The following is a 25,249-nucleotide window of genomic DNA, read 5'->3' as shown; positions in this document are numbered from 1 at the left end:
CCTAACAAATTGTCACCGACCCATCATGGCGATAGGCTTAATGTAACGGATTTGTTAATGGGGCTAGGTATGGCACAGTATCATTCTAAACCTGTGAGTGAACACGGGATTGTGGAGTGGAGTTCTGAAGAAAATGACGTATGGCGTGATTTAGTCAAACGTCAACTTAACTTGGTCAAGCAGCGTGCCTGCAAGGAGTATCTCGCAGGTCTTGAGCTTCTCGACCTACCTATGGATAAAGCACCACAGATTGTAGATATCAACCGTGTGTTGAAAGAGACCACAGGATGGCAAATTGAACCCGTTCCGGCACTGATAAACTTTGACCGATTTTTCGCACTGCTTGCAGAGAAAAAGTTTCCAGTCGCCACTTTTTTACGCAGTCGAGATGAATTCGACTACCTGCAAGAGCCGGATTTTTTTCATGAAATCTTTGGTCATTGCGCCATGTTAACCAACCCAGAGTTTGCTGAGTTTACGCATACTTATGGGGTTTTGGGTCGTAATGCCAGTGACAAAGAAAGGGTATACCTAGCGAGGCTCTATTGGTTTACGGTTGAGTTTGGTTTAGTCAGAGAAGGCAATGACACTAAGATCTATGGCGGAGGTATTTTGTCTTCGCCTGGTGAAACCGTTTACGCTTTAGATGAGCCAGAGGCCTTGCGTGAGGAATTTGATATTCTCACAGTACTACGTACCCCTTACCGAATTGACATTATGCAGCCTGAGTACTTTGTGTTGGACAATATTCAACAATTGTACAAGCTAAGCAAAATGGACTTGATGTTCTATGTTAAGCAAGCGATGCAGGTTGGACTTTTACCCCCACTATTTGAACCAAAGGAAGTAACACATGCTTGATGAATTACGTTGTGAATCTTGCACTAGCAGTGCAGTGGCGTTGGGTGCAGAAGAGAGAAGGCTACTGCTGACAGAGTTGGAAGATTGGCAGATGTTGGAGCGCGATGGTATTCCTCAGTTAGAAAAGGTCTATAAGTTCAAAAACTACAAACTGGCATGGGAGTTTGCCAACAAAGTGTCGCAGCTCGCTGAGGAAGAATTTCACCATCCTTCAATATTACTAGAGTGGGGAAAAGTGACGGTGACATGGTGGAGTCATTCCATCAAAGGTTTACATCAAAACGACTTCATCTGCGCTGCTAAGTGCGACGGACTCGGCTAAGCAGACATTGCTTTCCTTATTATTCCTGATTTTGTAGAGGCTTTGGTTTAGCATTTTCCAAAGCCTCTATTTCTTTTGTGTAGCGTGATTCGATGATGATGAGTTTTTGAATCATCTCCTCTATATCTGCCGTTAGTGCTTGATTAAGTTCAGCGTAGTTCCAACTGATGATGACATTGGATTGTTCACCTATGCGCCGGCAATGCTCGCTTATTGCTCTCCAAAGTTGTGATTGAGCCTCAGCCTGAGTGGTTAATCTTGCTATGGTTTGTTTTTCCTGTTGAATTTGCTCGATGATGGTCAATGAAGCTTCAATTTGAGTCTGCATCTGTTTGTGAAACTCTGAATTCGGGCTTAGCCATAACCCTTGTAATTCTTCGCGACTAAACTCTTGATAAAGAAATGGCTGAATTCGATGGGCTTGCAATAAGGTATTAAAACGTGTCGCGTGAAAGTTATATTCTTGTTCGATCTCTTGATGATGTTTGAGGGCATGGTTCCAAGAATCGGCGTTGCAACGCACACTATTTCCCTTGCAAGGTAAAGTGATAAGCAATGCTGCCGCTATAATTAAATAGTTATTGTGCCATTTCATTATGATGGTCGTGGAGTTTGCAACCTAATTAGTATAGGAAAAGAATCAAGGTGATATGAAAAAGCTAATCATGCTACTCCTACTGCTGGTCGGTATTGCTTGCGCGGCTGGTGGTTACTACATCTTCTACTACAAACCGCAACAAGACGCGCTTGCGCTGGAAAATATGCCAGTAGAAGAGCCGCCACCCCCAATTCTCGAGGTTGAAGAAGAGCCTGTCGTAGAACCTGCGCCCCCCGTTACCGACTATTATGTTAGCCCTCCTAAATTGGGGGTGCGTGAAACGCCGGATGAAGCCGCCTTTATTGAAAGTGTCGTCTATCGGGGTGACAAGCTACATGTGCTTGAAAAACGCGACGGATGGGGTCGCATCTCTCCTTACTATGTATACGAAGAAGGCGGCCCTGAAGTTGCAGAGTGGGTACCTATGTCTGCACTGTTGGAGGTGGCTCCTACGATAACGAAACAGGAAAGAACCGAAACAGTCACCACCTATATAGAAAACTCTGACGACTTTAAGCATCACTTTGAAATGTTTATTCAATCGACTGATCAACTGCTCAAAGAGGGGACTTGCACCCCGGAAGACTTTGAAGAGACCAAAGGGTGGATACGGTCTGTGACGTTCGAAGAGGTTGATGCCTACTTTGTCTATTGCGGTGGTTTGAAGCAAGCGAATAAAATTTACTTGAACGTTAGAACTGGCAAAATTTTCTACCGATAAGTAGCGAGTTGTATGCGATCAAATTTGAAATGTTAGCTTTTAGAATATTTTAGTTGTTCGGCGCTGGGCTTCGCTCTAGTATCACCTTGTTTCCTATCATCAGGCCTATCAATGCTTCAACGGATTGTTTCATATCTTTGGCTTTTTACCTTAGCGCTAGCAATGCCAGCGCAGGCATTTGCTTATCTGCTACAAGCTGAAAACGAAGCCGCTGCGCGTCTAGATAATCGTTCACACGCATTACTTCCGTTATCGAAAAGTGGTGCTCAAGCGTTATTTGATCAAGTAAAGCGAACTTCCCAGCCTGAGACTCAATCTGACCAGTCTCACGATTGGTTAGCATTGATTACCACAAATCGCTTGCTGGCGGTTGCTCGCTACCTTGACGAAAATGAAACACCGTCAGGCACTGATTTATCTAGTTTTGAACCTATCGTTCCCGCGCTGTTTAGGCTGTATCAACTTCCAAAATTAAAGACTGGTTCAGGGCTCGTCACACATTACTCCTCTTCCTATCGCATATCGGGATGGAAAGAGTCCAATACCCTCTATGTTGCTCTCAATGGGCATTATTCACTGACTTTCTCGCTTACATAACCGAAGTTTTACCGCTTCTTATTTATTCCTAGGCCAGATCTATCTGCGCCAAGTTAAGCAAAGAAATTCTATGAAAATTAATCCCATTAATAAGGCGAGTTCAGCGCGTCTTATGAACCGTTATTCCGCGTGGAAATACGTGGTTCTTGTTGCCACTGTGGTTGTGCTGACCTTAAGTGCTATCCCTACATGGTATGGTGAAAAACCTGCGATTAAAGTTACAACGTCACATGGGTTGGGCGTCAGTATTCCCGAGTTGCAGCAATATCTAAATCAGCGTGATATCGAAGTGGCGGAAATCCAGCAAGTGGGCACGGCCACCACACTGGTGTTTGAAAATGAAACCCAACAAACTCAAGCTCGCCAAGCACTCGATTCATTGCTTGGTAAAGATGATTTAATTACTTTCTCGTACGTCTCTGTTGCGCCTAAATGGTTAGGAGAGTGGGGGTTTAGTCCGATCAAATTGGGGCTGGATCTGCGTGGTGGTGTACAGTTCTTATTGAATGTCGATATTGATAAAGCATTTGAAGAGCAACGTAACAGCTTGATGGATGAAGTCAGGGACTTCCTACGTCAGGAGCGATTACGCGGCGTGCAAATATCACCTGTCACCATGGAAGCGTTTGATGTGAAAACTGAATCAGATCAAGTGCTTGGCGTCGCAACTACTTTCTTAATGCAGAATTACCCCGATTGGACCGTCACACGCCACTCCGATTACCTAGCAGTGAGGCCAACACTAGAAAGCAAGAATGACTTTCAGGCGGTGACCATCAAGCAAAACCTGAAGATTATGCGTGAACGAATTGAAGAGCTGGGGATTACAGAAGCCTTAGTGCAACGACAAGGCGAACACAGTATTCGAATTGAACTGCCTGGTGTACAAGATCCATCGCTTGCGAAAAATGTGATAGGCGCAACCGCAACGTTAGCGTTTCACGAAGCTCGTAATCCATCAGAGGCTAACGCATACGGTGACGTAGTGCTCAGTGACAATGACGGGCGAGATGTAATTTTGGCTAAACGTCCGGTGCTCACTGGTGAGCATATTATTAATGCTCGTGCGGGCGTGGATAAAATGGGTTTTTCCGAAGTGAATATTTCGCTCGACCACGCTGGTGGCAAAATCATGAGTGAATTTTCAGCAGGTCATATTGGTAAACCGATGGCGACTGTGTATCGCGAATACACCACCAACGCTAAAGGCGAAACCGAACGCACCGAACGCGTGATTAGCGTTGCGACCATCCAGTCTCAATTGGGCAGTCAATTTAGAATTACTGGTGCTGGCTCGATGGAAGATGCGCAAAACTTAGCACTATTACTTCGCGCCGGATCACTGACCGCGCCTATAACGATAGTTGAGGAGCGTACTATCGGTGCATCCCTTGGCGCAGAAAACATTCAAAACGGTTTTGCGGCTCTCGCGCTCGGTTTAGCGATGACCCTGACCTTTATGGCACTTTGGTATCGTCGTTTAGGTTGGGTTGCCAATGTTGCGTTGCTGATCAACATGGCCAGTTTGCTGGGGATGATCGCGCTTCTTCCTGGCGCGGTGCTGACTTTGCCGGGTATTGCAGGTTTAGTTTTGACAGTCGGGATGGCGGTTGATACCAACGTACTTATTTTTGAACGTATTAAGGACAAGCTGGCGGAAGGGCGCACTTTTGCTCAGTCGATAGACCTTGGCTTTGGTAGTGCATTCAGCACAATCCTTGATGCCAATATTACCACCATGATCACTGCCGTCGTCTTGTATTCGATTGGCAATGGTCCGATTCAAGGCTTTGCTCTGACATTAGGCTTGGGTCTGCTGACCAGTATGTTTAGTGGTGTGTTTGCATCGCGTGCAATCATCAATTTGGTTTGGGGACGTGACGCGCGTCGTGAGGTGAGGGTGTAACTATGGTTGAATTCTTTAAACAGCGCATTCGTCGAATCCGCTACATTACCAACTTCGTTTCTTTTGCGCTGATGTTGGTGTCACTCATCGCTCTGGCTGTCAACGGACTTAACATGGGACTGGACTTTACCGGAGGCATGGTCACTGAGGTTAAAGTTGATGCTAACATTACCCAGCAACAACTGGTTGAACGTCTGGAGCCACAACTTGGTCAGTTTACCAATGTGACTCAGTCGGATCAGGTTGGGCGATGGGTGATTCGTTACCCCATTCCACAACAAGATCAGCAGATTACCGATTTCACCGCGACGCTTTCACCGATCTCTCACCAAGTTGAGGTGATTAGCAATAGCATGGTTGGCTCTCAAGTCGGGCAAGATTTGGTTGATCAAGGTGGTTTAGCCTTAATGATCTCAATGTTGTGTATCTTAGGTTATCTGTGCTTTCGTTTTGAATGGCGGCTGGCGAGTGGATCTTTGTTGGCGCTGATTCACGACGTGGTTTTGGTACTTGGCTTTTTTGCTGCTTCACAAATGGAGTTTAACCTCACCGTGTTTGCGGCCATTTTAGCAATCTTGGGCTATTCGCTAAACGATTCCATTATTATCGCCGATCGAATTCGAGAGCTGCTTATTGCGAAACAGTCATCTTCAACTGAAGAGATCAATGACCAAGCTGTGATCGCGACGTTTTCGCGCACTATGGTGACCTCGGGGACAACCTTAATGACGGTGTCAGCACTGTGGATAATGGGCGGCAGTGCGCTACAAGGTTTTGCGGTCGCCATGTTCATTGGCATTTTGTCTGGTACTTGGTCTTCTATCTCTATGGGCACTGTGCTGCCAGAGTGGCTAAAACTGGCACCAAAGCACTATTTGCCTGTCGAAATAGATACCGCGCCTTAATCTTGCCATACACATAATTGATCCCCAAGGTCTCGCTTGGGGATATTTTGTTTATGATTATTGCGTGTTAGCCGCTAAGAATTGAGTAAAGCTTGCCCAAGATTTTTTGTCGGCATCTTCTCGATAGCTAGGGCTACCAAACACAGTGAATGCATGGGGTGCGCCACTGTAGGTAATCATTTCATGCTCAACGCTAGCGGCTTCCAGTTGCTCTGCAAGAGAAGCAAATTGTGACATGGGGATAGCGGTATCTGCCGTGCCGTGAAGGATCATAATAGGCGCTTGAGTTTGCGCGTAAGATTGACCCTCAGGTGTGCCGAGACCTCCATGGAAGGTTACGAACCCTTTCGCTTTCATTCCCGCGCGCGCTGATTCTAGTACTGCTGCACCACCAAAGCAGTAGCCCATCACAACCGTATTGTCGATGTTACCTCCAAGCGAAGCAGCGAAATCAAGACTGCCTTGCATAAGTGCGCGGAGCTTATCTCTATCTTTATACAATTCACCAGTGTGCTGCTGCTTGTCTTTCACTTCTGTTGGTCTAACGCCTTTGCCAAAAAGATCCACAGCAAACACGTTGTAGCCTAATTCGTTCAGCATTTCGGCGCGCTTCATTTCATAGTCGGTCAATCCATCCCAATCATGTACAAGCAGTACCAAGGGAGCATCATTGTTTACCTTTGACCAGTAGCCCTCGTATTCGCTGCCTTTTACATTGTAAATTTTGCTCTCTCCTGCATAAGCAAAAGAGGAGAGTAATGCCAGAATAAGCCCAATAGTTGTTTTCATAGAACACCTCCGTTGTTGTAGAAGTGTAGTACGTAAATAACAGCCAAAGGGTAGAAACTACGTTTCGACTCCGCTTACTAGTAACGCTGTTTTATGAAGGGAGTGAGATTTGATTTGTTGCAATCGGCATAATCTTCTGTTCATCCCGGCCGCGTTCTGAGTTCAGTTGAGGCTCTTGTTGTGAAGTCGTGCTCTCTTCACGCTCTTGCTCTGAATAGTTTTTTACAACAAAGGGGGTCAGCATAACGCTAGATGGAAAGAATCGTTTCACTGTACCTGTCTCCTAGAAGTGCAATATCGACGTTATTTTGGATCTAGGAGAGAAGGGGGAATTTGTTTTACATCATAAACTTGCTGAGATTGTCACTGTAGAGAAAAATCTGAGTCCAGAATCACATTAAACCTTAGGTTACTCAAGATTTAGCGACTTATCCCAGTATGGTGTCTCGGTGCCCAGTTTCTCAGAGACAAAATCAATAAATGCTCGAACTTTCAGTGGCATATGTTTTCGCTGGGGAAAAACCGCATAGATTGCATGATTTGGTAGCGCATAGTCAGGCAAGACCACCTGCAGTTTGCCAGCCGCAATATCCTTACCTGCAATGAAGGTTGGCAAATTTGCAATCCCGCTGCCGCCAAGTACTGCCCGGCGAATCGCTTCGCTATTGTTGACGACAAGTCGTCCTTTGGGAATCACTCTAAACTCATTGCTGGATGAAATAAGAGACCATTCACTGCCCCCACGATAATAACTGTACTGTAAACAGCTGTGGTGTGAGAGATCACTGGGTTTCTCGGGGTTACCGTTTCGAGATAAATACTCTGGCGCTGCGCAAAGAACGCTTTTACACGGGGCAAGGCGTTTTGCTATCAGGTTCGATAATGGTAGGTGGCCAATCCGGATTCCCACATCAAAGCTCTCTTCAACCATATCGACCATGCGATCTTCAAGATTAAGATCAATTTCCACGTCAGGGAACCGATCAAGAAACTCCGCTATCAATGGGGCAATGTGCAGCACACCAAATGACATTGGCGCGGTGATTTTAAGTGTGCCTCTCGGGTTACCTTGTAGTTCAGAAACGGCATCAATGCCTTGTTTAGCTAAACTCAGAGATTGTTCAACATAGTCGTAATAACGTTGCCCTGCCTCGGTTAAACTTAGCTTCCTTGTGGTGCGGTTGATCAGCCTGATACCCAACTCATCTTCTAACTGAGTTATTCGCTTGCTAACCGCAGATTTGGTGATATTGAGTTTACTCGCCGCAGTGGAAAAGCTGCCGCTTTCAACCACCGTCACGAAGATGGGAATAGTAGAAAACGCTTGCATGGTTAACCCCTAGTAAACAATAAGTTTCTATAACAGTGTATTATCATCTATAAGAAAACAATTTACACTAGCTCCGCGATGTTAAGGAGAAAATAATGAAGTACGATTGGATCTTATTTGACGCTGACGAAACCCTGTTTCACTTCGATGCTTTTAAAGGGATGCAACTGATGTTCTCTCGTATCGGTGTCGAGTTTACACCGAGTGACTACGACCATTATCAGAGTGTCAATAAGCCTTTATGGGTTGCCTACCAAAATGGCACCATTGATGCGCAAGAGTTAAAACACACACGTTTTCAACAATGGGCAAATCAACTCGAAACCACAACCTCTGAACTTAATCTTGCGTTTCTTCATGCGATGGCGGATATCTGTACCCTGCTTCCAGGGGCGAAAGAGCTAATGGATGCTCTATACGGCAAGGTGAAAATGGGCATTATCACCAATGGTTTTACTGACCTTCAGGCGGTCAGGCTAGAAAAAACCGGCATGAGCCAATATTTCGAGCATGTGATTATTTCCGAACAAGTTGGTGTCGCCAAGCCTGACGCGGCGATTTTTAGCCACGCGCATGAGAAAATGGGCGCGCCGTGTAAGAGCAAAATATTGATGGTCGGGGACAATCAACACTCAGATATCTTAGGTGGTCTTAACTTTGGTATTGAAACTTGCTGGTTAAACCGAGCGGATACACCACAGGATGAAGCGATCACCCCCCACTTTACCGTGACATCTTTACACGAATTAAAGCAGATTCTAATGGCTTAGCTGGTTAGCTAAATGCAGCGCAAATGGTTTGTCACTGTGAACGAATAGCAAGCATTTGATAGTCAGTATTTGTAACGAGAGTTTTAGTTCAAAAAATTCACGATAAATACGAAAAAATATGAATGCAGTGGAATAGGTGTGCTATAGGTTTTAAACAAAGAACAAAATAAATAGAACCGACTAACGTTGTTGCTAGGGAAGAAATATCCATGTCTATTCAAGGAACCATCTCTCAATGGGACCAGAGTAAAGGTTACGGCTATATTTCGGTAGATAACCAAGATACTCAGGTCCGATTCCATATTAGCGATCTGGCTAATGTCTCCCAGTTGCCCAATGTCAGTGAGCGAGTGGTGTTTAGACTCGGCACAGACCAAAATGGCGTGATGAGGGCGGTCGAGGTTGAGCGGCCTGTTGTGTTTAATTTTTCTTTAGCCATTGCGGTTTGGTTTTGCAGCACACTGGTCGGCAGTGTCGTGATTTTAGATTTCCCGGTCATTGCTTGTGTGTTTTATTTCGCCGTGAGTGCGGTGACCTATACCGTGTATGCGTTTGACAAACATGCGATGCAAATCGGTAGCTGGCGCATTCCTGAGATTACTTTCCATATGTTGAATTTAGTTGGAGGGTGGATAGGTGCCTTGTTTGCGCAGTCTTTTATGCATCACAAATACAGTGACATTGGGTTTAAGTTCTTGTTCTGGACGACGTTGATTTTAAATCTGCTCATCTATTGCTGGTTCAATACCGATGAAGGTGCAGAGGTGTTAACGCAAATCATAGCTCGGTATCAAATGCCGTAATAAGCATAAAAAATAGGGCGAATCGCGCCCTATTTTTCGTTGCCGTATACAGTTAAGGCCTTTCGCCTGCTGCTAAGCGTCGTTCAATATCTGCAACCACCTCAGGGAAGTCAGCAATAGTGTCAATTAGATAGTGCGGTGAACTCTTGATAAGTTTCGCGCGCGCTGTTTCGCGGGCTGTACTGAGTGTGGCTTCATCTGCGACCTGATACTCTTCAAACGTAAGTCCCGCTTCGTTTCCCGAAAGCAGCAAGCCCACTGTCCACATCCCAGCGTTGTGGCCTTCTTCGATGCCCGGTGCCGCGTCATCCACTTTGATACACGCATTCACGTCTGTTACGCAAAGTTCTATTACATTTTTCAGCGCCATAAATGGAGCAGGGCGTCCACCTTGTGGCAAATCATCGGTTGCGACCACGTAATCTGGTTTGTATCCATAATCGGCGGCCTCCGGGATCAGAACGTCCATCACTTCGCGTGGGTAGCCCGAACACGAGCCTATTTTAATGCCTTTGTCTTTGAGGTTATTCACCACGTCAATCGCATTAAGAATAGGCGCTGCGTGATCCGCTACTTTGGCTTTTTGCAGCGGCATAAACGCGGCGTAGATGGTGTCGATATCTTCGCTGGTCATTGAGCGACCGAATTTTTCATTCCAACGCTTATCAACCGCAGGAATTCGACCGACCGCTTGAATATGATCCCATTTTCCGAGTCCCATTGGCTCGCGTGCTTCTGCGAGGTCAATAGCGAAATCGAAACCTTGTTTGAATGCTTCAACAAAGATGCTGGTTGGCGCGAATGAACCAAAATCGACGATGGTACCAGCCCAGTCAAAGATGATTGCTTGAATTGGTGATTTGCTCATGTTTATTCCTTTTGCCTTGTCACCGCAGCTTTTTGCGCGGCGACTGAATTAAGTTACGAGTAATTAAAGTCTTTACATACTTTGGCGATGGCTTGCTCGAAGATCGCCAAGGCTTCACTGAGTTGTGCACGTGTGATGATTAAGGGGGGACTGAGCTGAATCACGTTGCCCTGAGACACCTTAAAACTCAGGCCATTATTGAGGCATTGGTACAGTACCGCTTCGGCTTCATCAAAAGCGCGCTGCTTTTTTTGGTGGTCAGTGACCAGCTCAATGCCCCATAACATGCCGATACCACGTACATCACCAATCACTGGATATTTGTCTTTCATTTCCAGTAGCTTTTCACGCATGAACTGGCTGTCAGCTTTGGTTTTTTCGAGTAAACTCTGCTGCTCGATTGCTTCCATGGTCGCCAGCGCCGCCGCGCAACCAATTGGGCTTTTCTCATGAGTGTAGTGGCCCATCGAGATTTGCTCGGCGGTGTTGTACTTGTCTTTGGTGATCATGGCTGCAATGGGCACTAAGCCTCCGCCCAAGCCTTTACCAATGCACAGAATATCGGGCTCAATGTCGTAAGCTTGGTGGGTAAACCATTCGCCACTGCGGCCCATGCCGTTAGGGATGTCGTCGATGATCAACATGACATCGTGCTTGTCACAGATTTCACGAATGCGCTTCCAGTAGGCTTTACTTGGCACTTGAACATCTGTGTTGCGAACGGCTTCTGCGATGAAGGCTCCCACACCACCTTCCTTTTCAATCACGTATTCAAGATAGTCGGCGTAATGGACATCGCTACCGTCAGCAACTGGGAAAGCGCCACGATAAGAGACTGCAGGTGGAATACGCTCGACACCAGCCATTAATGGCCCCATGCCTTGACGAAAACAGGCTTCGCCACCTACGGAAATGGCATCTAATGATGCGCCGTGGAAGGAATCCCACAGCGAGACTACTTTGTAGCTACCTGTGATGTGACGTGCCAGCTTCAGCGCCATGCCAACCGCTGATGTTCCTCCCGGTGCAAACAACACACGGTTAAGTTTTCCTCCACAGATTTGGGTCAGTTTCTCTGCACACTTTATCGCGGTCTCGTTGGTAAAACGGCGCGGCGAGAACGGCAGTTTGGCTATTTGCTCTTGCACACGTTTAATCACATGCGGATGAGCGTAGCCCAATTGATGAACATTGTTGCCATGGAAATCCATGTACTTTTTGCCCGTTGCATCTTGGATATAGATACCTTCTGCGGCCTCTAACGTGTCGAGGCAGGGCGTTGACATCGCTTGATGAAGAAACACATCACAATCACGCTTCAATAGCGCTTGTGTTCTTTCATCGTTCATCGCTGCATTCCACGCTTGACGAGCCAAGGTGGTGTTGACATCACCTTCGCTGCGAAAATGGGTTGGCTGTACAATTTTATTCATCGCGGTTTATCTCAGTTCGCTAGCACTTGAACGGGTACGTCTTGCCAGTACATTGCATTCTTAACAGCACCAATCAGACGCTTGATATCACTCGGGTAAACTTCACCTATGTTGCCGATGCGAAAGCAATCTGCGTTAGACACTTTGCCCGGATAAATGACGAAGCCTTGCGATTTTAAACGTAGGTAGAACGTTTTGAACTGATAGTCGCAATGCGTTGGCGAGTAAAACGAAGTGATGATCGGTGAGTGCAAACTATCGTCGAGTAGTGGCTCAAAGCCGAGTGATCGCATGCCAGCCACCAGTGTGGTTTGGTTAGTCTGGTAACGGCTGTGTCGAGCTTCCACGCCGCCTTCTTGCTCAAGTTCTAGCAAGGCTTGGTAGAAGGCGCGAACCGTGTGCGTAGGAGACGTAAAACGCCACTTGCCGTGGTTCACTTCCATGCAGTGCCACTGGTCGTAAAGATCAAGGCTCAAAGAACGCGCCTGACCTTGGCACTTTTCTAGCTCAGTTTGTTTCGCAATCACAAAGCCAAACCCCGGTACGCCTTGAATACATTTGTTCGCAGAACTGATCATAAAGTCGATGCCAAGTTCTGCGATATCGATTGGAATGCCTCCGAAGCTCGACATGGCATCCAGAATCACTACTTTATTGTGCGCTTTGGCTATGCGTGCAAAGTCTGCAATCGGGTTTAGCATACCTGTGGTGGTTTCACAGTGAACAATCGCCACGTGTGTGATAGCAGGATCCGATGCCAATGCAGTTTCCACCTCGTTCAAGTGTGGCTGTGATGTTTCGCCCGGAGCAACCACATGGTATGGAATATTTAAATACTCAGCAATTTGGGCAATGCGCGCTCCGTAGGCACCGTTATCAACAACCAACAACTTTCCTTGTTTACCAATGGCACTGCCTATGGTTGCTTCGACAGACGCCGTCCCGCTGCCTTGCATCAAAACGCTGGTGTAGCCTTTTTGTTTGGTTGCCAGAGTCACTAGCTTAGCGCGGATCACCTCTACGATCTCTTTGTTGTAATCATCATCCCAAGTGCACCAGTCTTTCAGCATGGCTTCACGTACGGTTTCAGATGTAGATAGAGGACCTGGGGTCAGTAGTAGGTATTCGTTTTTCATCTCAATTTCCATTCAATAAATTGGTATATACCATTAATTATAAGTTACTCTACCAAGAGTGAAAAACAGCAGTAAATAGACAACAAGGCAAATTAATAAAACTTTAATATTAAAAAAACTGATCCACACAAAGAGTACTCATTTTGTCTATTGTTTAATAAATTGCCATTTTTTGTTCATTTAATCGTAATAAAGCGCTTTTAGGGTGGAATACATCAACTGGTACATACCAGTTATGTCAATGCAAACCCAGATAGTCTTTAATGGAGAAGATGATGAACAACCGTTTGATGAAAGGATCGCTAGCTGCACTTGTATCTCTGCTGGCAACAAATGTAATGGCAGCACAGGAAGTGACGGTGTACACCGCTTTCGAAACTGACATTTTGGCTAAATACAAAAATGCCTTTGAGCAGGAAAACCCAGATATCAAAATCAGATGGGTTCGTGACTCGACAGGTATCATGACGGCGAAATTACTGGCAGAAAAAAATAACCCGCGTGCTGAGGTGGTGTGGGGGCTTGCTGGTTCGTCGATGGCACTATTGAAAGAAGAAGGTATTCTTAAGCACTACACACCCAAAGGTTTAGTGGATTTGAACGCAAGCCTGAATGATCCTCAATCAAACCAGGCGTGGTTTGGTAACGATGCATTCTTTAACGCTGTATGCTTCAACGAAGCCGTAGCAAAACAACTCAACCTACCTAAACCAACGTCTTGGGAAGATTTAACTAAGCCGGTTTATAAAGGCCATATCGCTATGCCAAACCCAGCCTCTTCTGGTACGGGTTACATGCAGGTGTCTGCTTGGTTGCAAAATATGGGGGAAGACCAAGCGTGGAACTACATGAGCCAACTGGATAAGAACATAGCTCATTACACGCACTCTGGTTCTAAGCCATGTGTTCAAGCCGGCATGGGTGAAGTGGCTATCGGTATTTCGATGGCAAGCCGCGGCGCGAAGTTGAAAACACAAGGCGCACCGCTTTCGGTTATCACACCAAAAGGCATTGGCTGGGAATCAGAAGCTGTGGGCCTAGTTAAAGAATCAGATGCAGCGAAGCGTGTGGTTGACTGGTCAATTTCTAAAGCAGCGAACGAGTTGTATGTTGAAATGTACCCAGTGGTGGCACATAAAAACGTGAAAGCAACAGTTTCTAATTTCCCAAATGTTCAAGATAACATGGCTAAAATGGATTTTGCGCAAATGGGCAGCAAGCGTGCAGATATTTTAGCGGCGTGGTCGGCGAAGTTCGACGCGAAATCAGAGCCAAAATCGTAACGATAAATGCAATCGCGAGTAAGGAGAGCAAACGAGCTCTCCTTTTTTAGTTTTCAGCCGCAGCATTGAATGAAGTTGGTGCGTGTCATTTGAAAGTGCGCCCATACCATTCATTTTACTGTCATCTTTACTCTATAAATTTGTCATGTCAGTGACATAAACTCAATGCAATATTGGTATATACCATTTAGAGAGTGTGTTATGTCTACTAACCGACCTTACTTACAAATAGAAAACGTGGTGAAGCAATTTGGTCAGTTTACCGCGTTAAAACAGATTTCCCTCGCGATTGAAAAAGGCGAGTTCGTCTGCTTTCTTGGCCCTTCGGGTTGCGGAAAAACAACACTTTTACGTGCCATCGCGGGGTTAGACCTGCCAACGTCAGGTGCCATCTACCAAGGCGGACAAGAAACGACGTTTTTGCCACCCGAAAAGCGTGACTTTGGCATTGTGTTCCAGTCTTATGCACTGTTTCCTAACCTAACGGTTCAAGAAAATATTGCCATTGGCTTGAAGAACCAAGGACTTTCAAATCAAGAAGCCTTACATAAAGTGGAATATTGGTTAGAAATGATTGGACTACCAACCTCAGGAGAGAAGTACCCAAATCAGCTTTCTGGTGGTCAACAGCAGCGTGTTGCCTTGGCTCGTGCGTTGGCTCTTTCGCCAGGTCTGTTACTACTGGATGAGCCCCTTTCTGCGCTTGACGCTAAAGTTCGTGTTCACCTACGTGATGAGATCTGTAAGCTGCAGCGCAAGTTAGGTATTACCACAATTATGGTCACGCATGATCAAGATGAAGCCCTGTCGATGGCAGATCGTATTGTTGTGATGAATCATGGTGTTATCGAACAAATCGGTACGCCTCAAGAAATCTACCAACAGCCAGCCACTCGTTTTGTTGCGCAGTTTGTCGGCAGCATGAATTTTATCGCGGCCTCGGCTGTCAGCGATACCCAGTTGAGAATCGCTGAGTCGTTGATTCTTGCTCCTTTGATTGAAAACAAGTCTGTAATGCGAGGAGACAACTTTGATCTTGCGATTCGCCCTGAAAGCATTCATTTTGCGCAAGAGTTTAATAATGCACTGCCAGTTAAAATTCGTGAGAAAGAATTCTTGGGCGCCTTCTATCGCTTTGACTGCGAACTTCTGCATGATAAAAAAGCGGCGTCGATTATTGTTGACGTACCAGGAGAATTGGCTGGCGAGCTAAAATTGCATGTTGGAGATATTCGTTATGTCCGGCTCTCCAATCAAGGTGTGCTTGCTTATCCAAGATTGAGCACCAATGGCGACAGAGCGATCGCGGCTTAAGGTGGCGTTGATGGAAGGTGGAAGTATGTATAATTCGAATCTCAATGTCATTCCGGCGCGCGCAAAGTCATGCCTTGATAGAATCAGTAAAGATAACCTTGTGCTATTTGGGCTGTTGGTAAGCCTATTTTCATTGCTAGTGATCTTCATCGTCATGCCTTTATGGGCAATGCTAGTCAAAAGTGTGCAAAATGACCGTGGCGAATACGTTGGTTTGGATAATTTTTTTGCTTACTTTGCTAATGACAGCTTGTGGTACTCGGTTGGAAATACTTTTAGTTTGGGAGTCCTAGTCACGACAGTGGTGGGTGTGTTGGCATTTGGCTACGCCTTCGCATTGACACGCTCTTGTATGCCTTTTAAAGGATTGTTTCACGTTTTGGGTAGTGCACCAATCTTGGCACCTTCGCTTCTTCCTGCGATTAGCTTGATATTCTTATTTGGTAACCAAGGTATAGCAAAAGGTATGCTCGGAGGACAATCCGTTTATGGCTTGATTGGTATCGCGATAGGGTTGATATTCTGGACGTTTCCCCATGCATTGATGATTTTGACGACGTCGTTGAGAACGTCTGATGCACGGTTATATGAAGCAGCGCGCGCACTAAAAACGTCACCACTAAAAACGTTTTTTGTTGTCACACTTCCAGCCGCGAAATATGGCCTAATCAGTACGCTGATTGTGGTATTCACCTTGGTTGTGTGTGATTTCGGTGTCGCTAAAGTGATCGGCGGCAGCTATAACGTGCTTGCGACGGATATTTTTAAACAGGTGGTCGGTCAGCAGAATTTCTCAATGGGCGCTGTTACCAGTATTTTGTTGTTATTGCCTGCACTGATGGCCTTTATTGCGGACCGCTGGGTGCAAAAGAAGCAAAAGAGTTTGTTTGATACAGGTTCTGTACCTTATCAGCCGGAACCGAATAAAGTAAGAGATGGTATTTGCTTTGTTTACTGCCTGACTATTTCTTTTGCCGTCATTACTGTACTTGGCATGGCGATTTATGGCTCACTTGTCACATTTTGGCCATGGAACAAAGCACTAACACTCAATAACTATAACTTTTCTGAGATGAGTACCTATGGCTGGTCGCCTTACTTTAACTCGCTAACCCTTGCGAGTTGGACTGCTATTGTTGGTACGATGATTATCTTTGTTGGCGCTTATTGTATCGAGAAAGGACGCGCTTATTCACCTATTCGCCAAGTAATGCAGATGTTAAGTGTTGTGCCAATGGCTGTGCCGGGTATGGTGCTAGGACTTGGTTACATATTTTATTTCAATGATGCGAATAATCCTCTTAGCGTTCTCTATGGTGGTATGGCGTTTCTCGTTATTAATACGGTCGTCCATTATTACACGGTCGGGCATATGACCGCTGTTACCGCACTGAAGCAGATTCCAGCAGAGATTGAAGCGACGGCGGCGTCAGTCAAGCTGCCCCAGTACAAGTTATTTTTTAAAGTTACATTACCAGTGTGCATTCCGGCGACGCTTGATATTGCTACCTATTTGTTTATTAATGCATTAACCACCACTTCTGCGGTAGTATTTATCTATTCGACCGATACCATTCCAGCCTCGGTGTCAGTGTTGAACATGGATGACGCAGGTCAAACAGGTGCGGCGGCGGCAATGGCAGTCATGATTATGATGTCTGCAGCGGTGGCTAAACTGGTTCATATGACTTTAGGCAAATGGTTAGAAACGAAAACGCAAGCTTGGCGAAAAAGGTAAGGAAACAGTGCAGTACGTAAAAATTAAAGATTCAATAGTCGAACAAATTGAATCGGGTATGTTATCACCAAGGCAGAAACTTCCTGCGGAACGAAAACTGGCTGAATCCTTTGATACCACAAGAGTGACCTTGCGTGAGGCATTATCACTGCTTGAAGCAGAAGGAAGAATCTATCGAGAGGATAGACGTGGTTGGTTTATCTCTCCGTTGCCACTTAGGTATGACCCGACTCAAACGCTAAACTTTAGTAATATGGCGAAGTCTCAGGAGCGAGTGCCCAAGACAGAATTGGTCGCAGCAAAAGGTATTTTGGCCAACAAACAAGCGGCTCGTTTGCTTGACTTACAACCTTTTTCCGACGTTTATCGAGTTGATCGTGTGCGCTATTTGGAAGACCGCCCAGTATTGTATGTTACCAACTATATTCGCCCTGAGCTGTTTCCTAACCTGCTTGATTTTGACTTATCCCAGTCTCTTACCGATATTTATCGGGAACATTATGGCGTTGTATACCAAAAGATTCGCTATCGAATCACGACAAGCACCTTACTTGGTGAAACCGCGCAAGCGTTAAGAGCCACCTCGGGTACGCCCGCTATGGTGGTTGAGCGTGTTAATTACAATCAAAATGGTGAGCTGATTGATTGTGATATCGAATATTGGCGACATGATGCAATTAGCATAGAGTCCGTCGCTCAACTTCAACGCTAACTAGAGTTTTCAATTCGGTTTCTGCTGTTTGGCAGAAGTCTTCTTTTATTTCGATTTATCGCTTCAATAAGGGAGCAATATGTCACTATGGGCGATAGCTTTGGTAGTCATATCGGCGTTTTTGCATGCGGGTTGGAATCTACTAAGCAAAAGCAATAAATCGTCAGGCACCGCGTTTTTTCTATCAAGCTGCGCGGCGGCATCTTTGGTATTGGCGCCCTATATCATTTGGTACTTGAGCCAAGTGGGTCTCAGCCAGATACCTAGCGTGTTTTGGTGGGTGTTGCTCGTTAGTGGTGTTGCCCAATGCGTGTATCTGATTGGGCTTGGGCACGCATATCAACATGGTGATATTGGTGTGATTTATCCCATCGCTCGTGCTTTACCTGTGTTAATGGTCGGCGTCGGTACTGCAGCACTCGGTTATCAGCTTAGCCCACAAGTATGGTGCGGATTTATATTGATTACTTTCGGCTGTCTACTTGTACCACTGAGTACACTGCACCAACAGCAATTAGCTCAATACCAAAATATGGGGGTTTTCTGGGCCATAGTCGCAGCGATTGGTACCACCGGATATTCGATTTTAGATAAAGAAGCGCTACACATTATTGCGGTACTATCCAGAATTGTATCAAATCTACATTCGGCGATTTTCTATTTAGGCATTCAGTTTTGGGTGATTGTTGTGATTATTGCCTTGTATCTCGTAATCACACGTCAGTGGCAGCAGTTTTCCCAAGCGTGGAGTATAAGAAAACCGTGTGCAATGGCTGGTATCATGATGTCAACGACTTACGGCTTAGTGCTATACGCTATGACGATGACAGAAAACGTGAGTTACGTGGTTGCACTTAGGCAACTGAGCATTGTATTTGGCTTGATTCTGGGTGTGTTGCTGCTTAAGGAACGCTTTGCTTTAGCTCGATTTCTTGGCACTGGTTTGATCTTCAGCGGGTTGGTTTTGACGGTTGTGTAATCAATCTGGTTAAAAAGGCGGAAAAATTAATATGATATTTAGACTTTGCATTATAACCAATCACTCTAAATAGGCATCACTGCTATTTCGCTTGTTTGCCAGAACGCCTAATAAGCGATTGAAGTGGTTATCTTAAAACCACAAGCATATTGCGAGCCGCTAAACCCCTACATCTAATGGTTGAATTATGATTTACCTCAATTCAAATTATTCGAATGAGAAGTGCAATTATTTCTAATTCCTTCTGGTCTGTTGTTACGTACTATCTAGTTAATCGTGTGCATCAATGTATTTCGATTTTTTGATTTCTATTTTAGGTAAGTAAGGCAAGCAAGATAAGTAACTAAGGAGTCAGTTATGATTAAGTTAATGAGTTTAGCGAGTATAGTCTTGTTCAGTTCTGTCGTTGTGGCAGGTTCAGGTGGTGGGTATACGACCAAAATGAAAAGTGAAACGATGAGCGGTAATCCTGTGGCGTCAAGAGAAGCTGCTTTGGCTGCGGGTAAAAGTATGATTATGGATATTAATGACAAATCTCCATATGAGTTGAGTCGTTCAGTTTCTTATTCAAGCAATGACCAAGTCGACGTAAATTCGTTTGAACTGCGTGACTCACAAGTTACGGTTAACGAAATTGTTACTAACGAAGGTGACATCGCGTTTCAACCTGTAATCAAAGTGAATTATGAGTTTAGAGCTAGAGATAGAAACTAAGGTACAGAATTCCGGTTTCTGCTAGCAAAAAAATACAAACCCAAGCTTATAGCTTGGGTTTTTTCGTCTAGATGGTAAAGAAAGATTAGCCTTCTGCTTCGACCATCTCTGGTTGCTCACCAGCACGTGCCACATCAAGCATCTTACGAATAACCAGCGAAGAGACCAGTGCGATAGCCACCATTACCACAGCAAGAACAGTCAGCAGTTGGAAGTAATCCCCATACACAGTTTGCACAATTTCTTGGGTAATCTCTTGGCCTTTTTCCAACGCGATAGAAGTCGAGAACACCGCACCGACAATACCACTTAACGCCATCGCCACAGAGAACAGCGACACTGAGAAGCCTTCGATGTGCTTTGGTGCCACTGACAGAATGAAAGCAACGACCAAGCTACCGACGATCACTTCTGCAAATGCTTGGAAGAAATGAATCGCTAGGAAAACTTCTGGGCGAATGACGACATCTTCCCCGATGTTTGTCACTGCCATGGTTAAAATACCAAACGCAATTGCAGTTAAAACAAACGCAAAACCGATTTTAGTAGCTGTCGAGAAGTTAATACCTCTTTTCTCAAGGGAAGAGAAAGTCATAGCAATAACTGGACCCGCAACGATACACCATAGTGGGTTCATTGCCATTGACGCTTCGGGTGCGATTGGAATTAGGTTGAACAAGTCACCACGCATGGTATTGATCGTTACCATAGTCATTGAGGTCATCATTTGACCGTAGTAAACAAAGAAGCAGGTAGTGAGCACTGTCATAATCAAGATAGTGCCCATCTTGAGCGCGTCTGATTTCTCTGCTTTGAACATGAGTGATACAAAGTACAAAATAGCGGCAGCACCGATGGCGTAGACAATGTTTTGCCCGATATCCATGTTAGAGAACATGAAGAACACCAAGCCAACCATAGCTGCCGATAAGCCTAAGAAGGCGATCCAGTTTTTAGTGCTTACTGGATTTTGGTCGATGTCAGCACCAACATTCACCAATTGTTTGTTAAAGACAACCAGTACTGCAAAGGCAAACCCAGCCATAACAGCAGAAAGCGTAAAGCTACCATGGAAACCAATCACTAATACGAACATTGGGAAAAGGTATTGACCTAAAAGAGCACCAACGTTGTTTACCGAATAGTTAACAGGGTATCCATTTTCAAAGTCTTCTTCGCTGGCAAAAGTACGTTTGTAAAGGCTAGGGTAAGACGGAGACATCAAGCCACGTGCGTAACTGGCTAATGCAATACCGACAAGCGCTAATGGTACATTGGTGGTTGATGCACCTAACACTAGCAATGTATACCCGGTGGCAAAGGTTCCATAGGCAATCGTTAATGAGCGATAAGCACCTAAGAATTTATCCGCGATAAATCCGCCAGCAATAGCAAACAGTGGACCTATAGATGAAAAGGCGCCGACAACCATCATGGTATCCGCTTCACTGTACCCTAGATCTTCTAAGAAAAATCGGGTCAAAATAACCATTACACCATAGAATGATAAACCAAACATGGCTTGGCAAAACATCATTGATTTGTTGAGTTTATTCCACATAATAATCTCTCTTATTGGCTATAATTCAGCAATAACATCTGCATAAATTATAATTAGTGGCATTTAATAAATTGAAACAATTATCGCAGAATGCACTTTTGATGCACGACTTTTTCTCAAGTTCGCATAAATATTTGTAATGTAATTGATCCAAATCGTTTGCGTGAAGCAGCTTTCCTTTAATTTTCCCAGTCAAAGAGACAATCCAGCACAGTAAAGTGTTTTTTTCACGTAAGGAACTATGCTAGCCTCGTGCCTTATTCGGCCAATGTATAAGGAATGTCAGCATGAAGATTTTCAGTAATTTCGATAGTGGTAGTATCGAAGTAGTGAGTATCGAGAATAAAGATCAGGTTCAACTTAAGATCCCTAATGACAACCAATCTGAGTTCTATCAGTGGTTTCATTTTCGCCTAGAGACACAAGCAGAGCAGTCTCATACGATTCAATTACTCGATTTAAAAAACTCAGCGTACCCAGAAGGCTGGAATGGTTACGATGTCGTAGCGTCATACGACCGTGAGGAATGGTTCCGCATTCCTGCTGAGTTTGATGGTGACACCTTAAGGTTTACCGTTATTCCTGAACGTAGCTCGATCTACTTCGCTTATTTTGCACCTTATACTTACGACCGCCATCTCGATCTTATCCATATGGCGCAAAGTGCACATCACTGCAGATTAGAAACCTTAGGCAGTACGCTAGATGGCAACGACATGAGTTTATTGACGTTTGGTGAGCCAGAAGAGGGTAAAAAGAAAATTTGGCTGATCGCTCGTCAACATCCGGGTGAAACAATGGCTGAGTGGTTTATGGAAGGTTTTATCCAAAGACTGCTTGATGAAGATGATACCAGTGCACGAGCTTTGCTTGAAAATGCGGTGCTTTATGTCGTGCCGAATATGAACCCAGATGGCGCGATCCGTGGTCACTTACGCTGCAACGCAATCGGGGTTAACCTCAACAGAGAGTGGCAGACGCCGTCAATTGAGCGCAGTCCTGAAGTCTATTTAGTGCGTCAACGTATGCTGGAAACGGGTGTGGATATGTTCCTTGATATCCACGGAGACGAAGCGATTCCATTTAACTTTGTGGCGGGCTCCGAAGGTATCCCATCTTATGATGAGCGTTTAGCAAACCTTGAGAGTACGTTTAAACAAGCGTTACATACAGTGACACCAGAATTCCAAGATCAACATGGTTACGACAAAGATGAACCAGGTAAAGCGAACCTGACCGTTGGTTCAAATTGGGTTGGTGAGCAGTTCAAGTGTCTTTCTTACACGGTCGAGATGCCATTTAAGGACAATAACGACTATCCTGATCCACTTTATGGTTGGTCACCTGAGCGTAGCGTTAAATTTGGCCACGATATGCTGGCAGCAACACTTGCCATGGTCGATAAGATTTAACTCTTACTGGATTAATACAACAAAGGCGCGAAAATATCGCGCCTTTGTTGTTTCTAAAGTGTTATTCACAAGGTGGAGCCATATGAATGACCGCCAGGCCACCTAGCGAGGTTTCGCGGTACTTCTTATTCATGTCTTTACCTGTCTGGTACATAGTTGCAATCACTTTGTCGAGAGAGATAAGGCATTTACTGGTTCGCTTAAGTGCCATTCGCGACGCGTTGATTGCTTTCATTGCACCCATTGCATTGCGTTCTATACAAGGCACCTGAACTAATCCGCCAATTGGATCGCAGGTCATACCGAGTGAGTGTTCCATCGCTATCTCAGCTGCAATACAAATCTGTTCGTTGCTACCGCCGCGCAGTGCGGTTAATCCGGCAGCAGCCATTGATGAAGAAACGCCGACCTCGCCCTGACAACCCACTTCTGCCCCAGAGATGGAAGCATTGGTCTTGTACAAAATACCAATTGCGCCTGCGACGGCAAGAAAGTCTTTAAGCTGTTTAATGTCGAGCTCTTTGATAAAACGATGGTAATACATTAAAACCGCAGGAATAACACCAGCCGCGCCATTGGTTGGTGATGTAACGACTTGCCCACCTGCGGCGTTCTCTTCGCTCACAGCAAAAGCGAACAAGTTGATCCAATCCATTATTTCCATTGGGTCGTTTTCAATCGCGGCGTTGGCTTCAAGCTTTTTGAGTAGGTTGGGCGCACGGCGGGTGACGTTTAAGCCGCCTTCAAGGATTCCTTCAGTATCAAATCCACGTTGCATGCATAAAGACATCACTTTCCAGATTTGGTCAGCTTTTGCAGTAATCTCATCGTCACTAAAGAAATTTTGCTCATTTTTCAGGATCATTCCGCCAAGACTTAGGCCATTTTTTTCGGCCATATCGAGCATTTCATCCGCACTGGTAAATGGGAAAGGGACTTCAACATTGTTCGCTGAACCGCCTTGTTCGAGCTCTTTTGCGGTGGCAATGAATCCGCCACCGATGGAGTAATAGATCTCGTGCACTAAGTTATTTCCGTTTGCATCATAAGCGGTAATCGTCATCCCGTTTTCGTGCAATGGTAAGTTGTCACTGTGGAATAAGATGTCGTTCCCATAGTTGAAATTGATGGCGTGAGTCCCTGAAAGCAGTAGGTTACCTTGATCAATGGTATTGGCGAGCGCTTGTTTGGCGCTGCTCATTTTTATCGTGTCGGGCTTGTTTCCCAGTAGACCTAAGATCACGGCTCTATCTGTGTGGTGCCCTTTGCCTGTAAGAGACAGCGAACCAAACAGGTCAACTTGAACACGAGTCACTTGTTCTATTGATGAAGCAAGAAGGCGAGTAAAATGATACCCTGCAAGCATTGGCCCATTGGTGTGTGAGCTTGAAGGACCAACGCCTACTTTGAAAATATCAAATATTGACAGCATAACTTTTACTTCCTGTTGTAGTGGCCCTTGTTTCAGGCTCTTTTATTTACCAGTATGGCACGTAAATGGGGATAACGTCTTGTTTGTGACTTGTTAACAAAATATTAACCTGCAATAAGCTAGCGACAAAGTAGATGCTTGTACAGTTTATGTTGAAGTCGGTAGGAATAATTGAGACATGGATAAATAATGGACATTGAAAATGTGGTGTTGGTACTGGGTAAACGACTCGCAAACAATGTGCTGACCAGCGAAGGCAGAACGCGTGTTGAAGCGCTATCTAAGGCGTTAGATGATAGGAACTTGGCATCGAGCGCGGTAATTTTTTGTGGCGGGATGACGGGGGAACAGACGCAAACAGAAGCTCAGGCGATGTATGATTACTTCTTACATGTCCATAAAGGCAACAAGCCGCGTCATATCATACTTGAAGGTAAATCGACCAACACCATTGAAAATATCACCAATGCCGCCCAAGAATTGGTTAGCAGTAAAATGTGCCGTCAGGGGCAGGCAGTGACAGTGACTTTCATTTCTAATGATTATCACCTTAAGCGTATTTTCGAGATTCAAACTTTAATGGATGAGCAAGGGTTGTTGAGAACGCTCAAAATGCAGTGTGCTCAGAGTGGGTTGACGCTTAACATTTCGACTTCGATATCTGACCATATCGCCGAACCATACCCACATAGCTCGACTGCTGGGCAAGTGTTTTTACTTCTCGATGAGATCACCACTTATAGAGTGTACTTGGAAGGGGTAAAGAGTAACGTCTTTAATAGGCCGCTTCCACAGGTTCGTGAGCAGCCCTATAAGATTGCATGTTATGCGTTGAAAGAGTTAAACCATCTAATTACTGACGCTGATTCACTGCGGGCGCTCGGTATCATCAAGTCTGCGGTTGACGCAACTGCGGCGGATGTTGATTACGGGCAAGCTTGTGAACAATTAGCACTGCTAAATGACAACTTGATTAAGCTCAATCGACGCTTTGACCCTGAGCAGCAAGGCTATGAGGACGGGATATAGAGCGAAAGAGAGCGCTGGGATGGCGCTCTCTTTCCA

25 protein-coding genes are annotated in these 25,249 nt (G+C 45.2%); 16 read left to right on the top strand and 9 right to left on the bottom strand.

Going from position 1 to position 25,249, the window contains the following annotated elements; all coding sequences use genetic code 11:
- The first annotated feature begins 69 nt into the window (after nucleotides 1–69).
- Together phhA and TW81_RS11420 are read left to right on the top strand one after the other, a co-directional pair.
- Nucleotides 70–861, top strand: a complete 792-nt coding sequence (gene phhA, locus TW81_RS11425) for a phenylalanine 4-monooxygenase (protein WP_045956032.1) — start codon at nucleotides 70–72, stop codon at nucleotides 859–861.
- A complete protein-coding gene (locus TW81_RS11420; RefSeq protein ID WP_045955842.1) occupies nucleotides 854–1,183 on the top strand; it encodes a 4a-hydroxytetrahydrobiopterin dehydratase in 330 nt (109 codons plus the stop codon). The genes phhA and TW81_RS11420 overlap by 8 nt, the downstream gene beginning before the upstream one ends.
- Before the next feature lie 19 nt (nucleotides 1,184–1,202).
- Here TW81_RS11420 and TW81_RS11415 read toward each other — a convergent pair whose 3' ends face one another.
- A complete protein-coding gene (locus TW81_RS11415) occupies nucleotides 1,203–1,778 on the bottom strand; it encodes a hypothetical protein (RefSeq protein ID WP_045955841.1) in 576 nt (191 codons plus the stop codon).
- 55 nt (nucleotides 1,779–1,833) lie between these two features.
- Between TW81_RS11415 and TW81_RS11410 the strand changes: the two genes are divergently transcribed.
- The 4 genes from TW81_RS11410 (at nucleotide 1,834) to secF (ending at nucleotide 5,910) form a co-directional block, all read left to right on the top strand.
- A complete protein-coding gene (locus tag TW81_RS11410; RefSeq protein ID WP_084715864.1) occupies nucleotides 1,834–2,502 on the top strand; it encodes an SH3 domain-containing protein in 669 nt (222 codons plus the stop codon).
- A gap of 111 nt (nucleotides 2,503–2,613) precedes the next feature.
- Nucleotides 2,614–3,099, top strand: a complete 486-nt coding sequence (locus TW81_RS11405; protein ID WP_045955840.1) for a hypothetical protein — start codon at nucleotides 2,614–2,616, stop codon at nucleotides 3,097–3,099.
- Between the two features lie 70 nt (nucleotides 3,100–3,169).
- Nucleotides 3,170–5,005: a protein translocase subunit SecD gene (secD, locus tag TW81_RS11400; protein ID WP_045955839.1), complete on the top strand. Its 1,836-nt coding sequence runs from the start codon at nucleotides 3,170–3,172 to the stop codon at nucleotides 5,003–5,005.
- A gap of 2 nt (nucleotides 5,006–5,007) precedes the next feature.
- Nucleotides 5,008–5,910, top strand: coding sequence for a protein translocase subunit SecF (gene secF, locus TW81_RS11395; RefSeq protein WP_045955838.1), 903 nt, complete (start codon nucleotides 5,008–5,010; stop codon nucleotides 5,908–5,910).
- 57 nt (nucleotides 5,911–5,967) lie between these two features.
- Here the strand turns inward: secF and TW81_RS11390 are convergent, their stop codons facing one another.
- From TW81_RS11390 to TW81_RS11380, 3 genes are all read right to left on the bottom strand, one after another.
- Nucleotides 5,968–6,699, bottom strand: coding sequence for a dienelactone hydrolase family protein (locus TW81_RS11390; protein ID WP_045955837.1), 732 nt, complete (start codon nucleotides 6,697–6,699; stop codon nucleotides 5,968–5,970).
- 91 nt (nucleotides 6,700–6,790) lie between these two features.
- Nucleotides 6,791–6,970, bottom strand: a complete 180-nt coding sequence (locus tag TW81_RS11385) for a hypothetical protein (RefSeq protein WP_045955836.1) — start codon at nucleotides 6,968–6,970, stop codon at nucleotides 6,791–6,793.
- Between the two features lie 138 nt (nucleotides 6,971–7,108).
- Nucleotides 7,109–8,029: a LysR family transcriptional regulator gene (locus TW81_RS11380; protein ID WP_045955835.1), complete on the bottom strand. Its 921-nt coding sequence runs from the start codon at nucleotides 8,027–8,029 to the stop codon at nucleotides 7,109–7,111.
- 95 nt (nucleotides 8,030–8,124) lie between these two features.
- On the opposite strand from TW81_RS11380, the gene yjjG reads away from it, so the two are divergent.
- Together yjjG and TW81_RS11370 are read left to right on the top strand one after the other, a co-directional pair.
- Complete coding sequence (gene yjjG / locus TW81_RS11375) at nucleotides 8,125–8,799, top strand: pyrimidine 5'-nucleotidase (RefSeq protein ID WP_045955834.1); 675 nt, start codon at nucleotides 8,125–8,127, stop codon at nucleotides 8,797–8,799.
- A gap of 209 nt (nucleotides 8,800–9,008) precedes the next feature.
- Complete coding sequence (locus tag TW81_RS11370) at nucleotides 9,009–9,602, top strand: DUF1294 domain-containing protein (RefSeq protein WP_045955833.1); 594 nt, start codon at nucleotides 9,009–9,011, stop codon at nucleotides 9,600–9,602.
- A gap of 52 nt (nucleotides 9,603–9,654) precedes the next feature.
- Here TW81_RS11370 and phnX read toward each other — a convergent pair whose 3' ends face one another.
- Genes phnX through phnW form a run of 3 tightly spaced genes read right to left on the bottom strand, consistent with a single transcriptional unit; the run spans nucleotide 9,655 to nucleotide 13,039 of the window.
- A complete protein-coding gene (gene phnX / locus TW81_RS11365; RefSeq protein ID WP_045955832.1) occupies nucleotides 9,655–10,470 on the bottom strand; it encodes a phosphonoacetaldehyde hydrolase in 816 nt (271 codons plus the stop codon).
- Nucleotides 10,471–10,523: 53 nt separating this feature from the next.
- A complete protein-coding gene (locus tag TW81_RS11360; protein ID WP_045955831.1) occupies nucleotides 10,524–11,903 on the bottom strand; it encodes an aspartate aminotransferase family protein in 1,380 nt (459 codons plus the stop codon).
- A gap of 11 nt (nucleotides 11,904–11,914) precedes the next feature.
- Nucleotides 11,915–13,039, bottom strand: a complete 1,125-nt coding sequence (gene phnW / locus TW81_RS11355; protein WP_045955830.1) for a 2-aminoethylphosphonate--pyruvate transaminase — start codon at nucleotides 13,037–13,039, stop codon at nucleotides 11,915–11,917.
- A gap of 272 nt (nucleotides 13,040–13,311) precedes the next feature.
- On the opposite strand from phnW, the gene TW81_RS11350 reads away from it, so the two are divergent.
- The 6 genes from TW81_RS11350 to TW81_RS11325 all read left to right on the top strand — a co-directional run bounded on the left by TW81_RS11350 (nucleotide 13,312) and on the right by TW81_RS11325 (nucleotide 19,779).
- Nucleotides 13,312–14,322 carry a putative 2-aminoethylphosphonate ABC transporter substrate-binding protein gene (locus TW81_RS11350; RefSeq protein WP_045955829.1) on the top strand — a complete coding sequence of 337 codons (1,011 nt, stop codon included), beginning with the start codon at nucleotides 13,312–13,314 and terminating at the stop codon, nucleotides 14,320–14,322.
- Nucleotides 14,323–14,523: 201 nt separating this feature from the next.
- Nucleotides 14,524–15,636, top strand: coding sequence for a putative 2-aminoethylphosphonate ABC transporter ATP-binding protein (locus TW81_RS11345; protein ID WP_045955828.1), 1,113 nt, complete (start codon nucleotides 14,524–14,526; stop codon nucleotides 15,634–15,636).
- 25 nt (nucleotides 15,637–15,661) lie between these two features.
- A complete protein-coding gene (locus TW81_RS11340; protein WP_239424341.1) occupies nucleotides 15,662–17,374 on the top strand; it encodes a putative 2-aminoethylphosphonate ABC transporter permease subunit in 1,713 nt (570 codons plus the stop codon).
- A 7-nt stretch (nucleotides 17,375–17,381) separates the two neighbouring features.
- A complete protein-coding gene (phnR, locus tag TW81_RS11335; RefSeq protein WP_045955826.1) occupies nucleotides 17,382–18,086 on the top strand; it encodes a phosphonate utilization transcriptional regulator PhnR in 705 nt (234 codons plus the stop codon).
- Between the two features lie 79 nt (nucleotides 18,087–18,165).
- The gene (locus TW81_RS11330; RefSeq protein ID WP_045955825.1) at nucleotides 18,166–19,065 is read left to right on the top strand and encodes an EamA family transporter; all 900 of its coding nucleotides are present in this window, start codon (nucleotides 18,166–18,168) and stop codon (nucleotides 19,063–19,065) included.
- 357 nt (nucleotides 19,066–19,422) lie between these two features.
- Nucleotides 19,423–19,779: a DUF3316 domain-containing protein gene (locus TW81_RS11325; protein WP_045955824.1), complete on the top strand. Its 357-nt coding sequence runs from the start codon at nucleotides 19,423–19,425 to the stop codon at nucleotides 19,777–19,779.
- An 85-nt stretch (nucleotides 19,780–19,864) separates the two neighbouring features.
- Here the strand turns inward: TW81_RS11325 and TW81_RS11320 are convergent, their stop codons facing one another.
- Nucleotides 19,865–21,340, bottom strand: coding sequence for a peptide MFS transporter (locus tag TW81_RS11320; protein ID WP_045955823.1), 1,476 nt, complete (start codon nucleotides 21,338–21,340; stop codon nucleotides 19,865–19,867).
- Between the two features lie 287 nt (nucleotides 21,341–21,627).
- Here TW81_RS11320 and TW81_RS11315 point away from each other — a divergent pair, with 287 nt between their 5' ends.
- Entirely contained in the window at nucleotides 21,628–22,752 is a 1,125-nt protein-coding gene (locus tag TW81_RS11315) for a M14 family metallopeptidase (RefSeq protein WP_045955822.1), read from the top strand.
- 61 nt (nucleotides 22,753–22,813) lie between these two features.
- Here TW81_RS11315 and TW81_RS11310 read toward each other — a convergent pair whose 3' ends face one another.
- The gene (locus tag TW81_RS11310) at nucleotides 22,814–24,184 is read right to left on the bottom strand and encodes an L-serine ammonia-lyase (protein WP_045955821.1); all 1,371 of its coding nucleotides are present in this window, start codon (nucleotides 24,182–24,184) and stop codon (nucleotides 22,814–22,816) included.
- Nucleotides 24,185–24,373: 189 nt separating this feature from the next.
- Here TW81_RS11310 and TW81_RS11305 point away from each other — a divergent pair, with 189 nt between their 5' ends.
- Nucleotides 24,374–25,213: a YdcF family protein gene (locus TW81_RS11305; RefSeq protein ID WP_045955820.1), complete on the top strand. Its 840-nt coding sequence runs from the start codon at nucleotides 24,374–24,376 to the stop codon at nucleotides 25,211–25,213.
- Nucleotides 25,214–25,249 lie beyond the last annotated feature (36 nt).

Origin of the sequence: Vibrio galatheae, assembly GCF_000967545.1 — a bacterium.
GTDB classification, from domain to species: Bacteria; Pseudomonadota; Gammaproteobacteria; order Enterobacterales; family Vibrionaceae; genus Vibrio; species Vibrio galatheae.
Note: the sequence above shows the minus strand (reverse complement) of the source record. Positions and strands in the feature narration are given on the sequence as shown.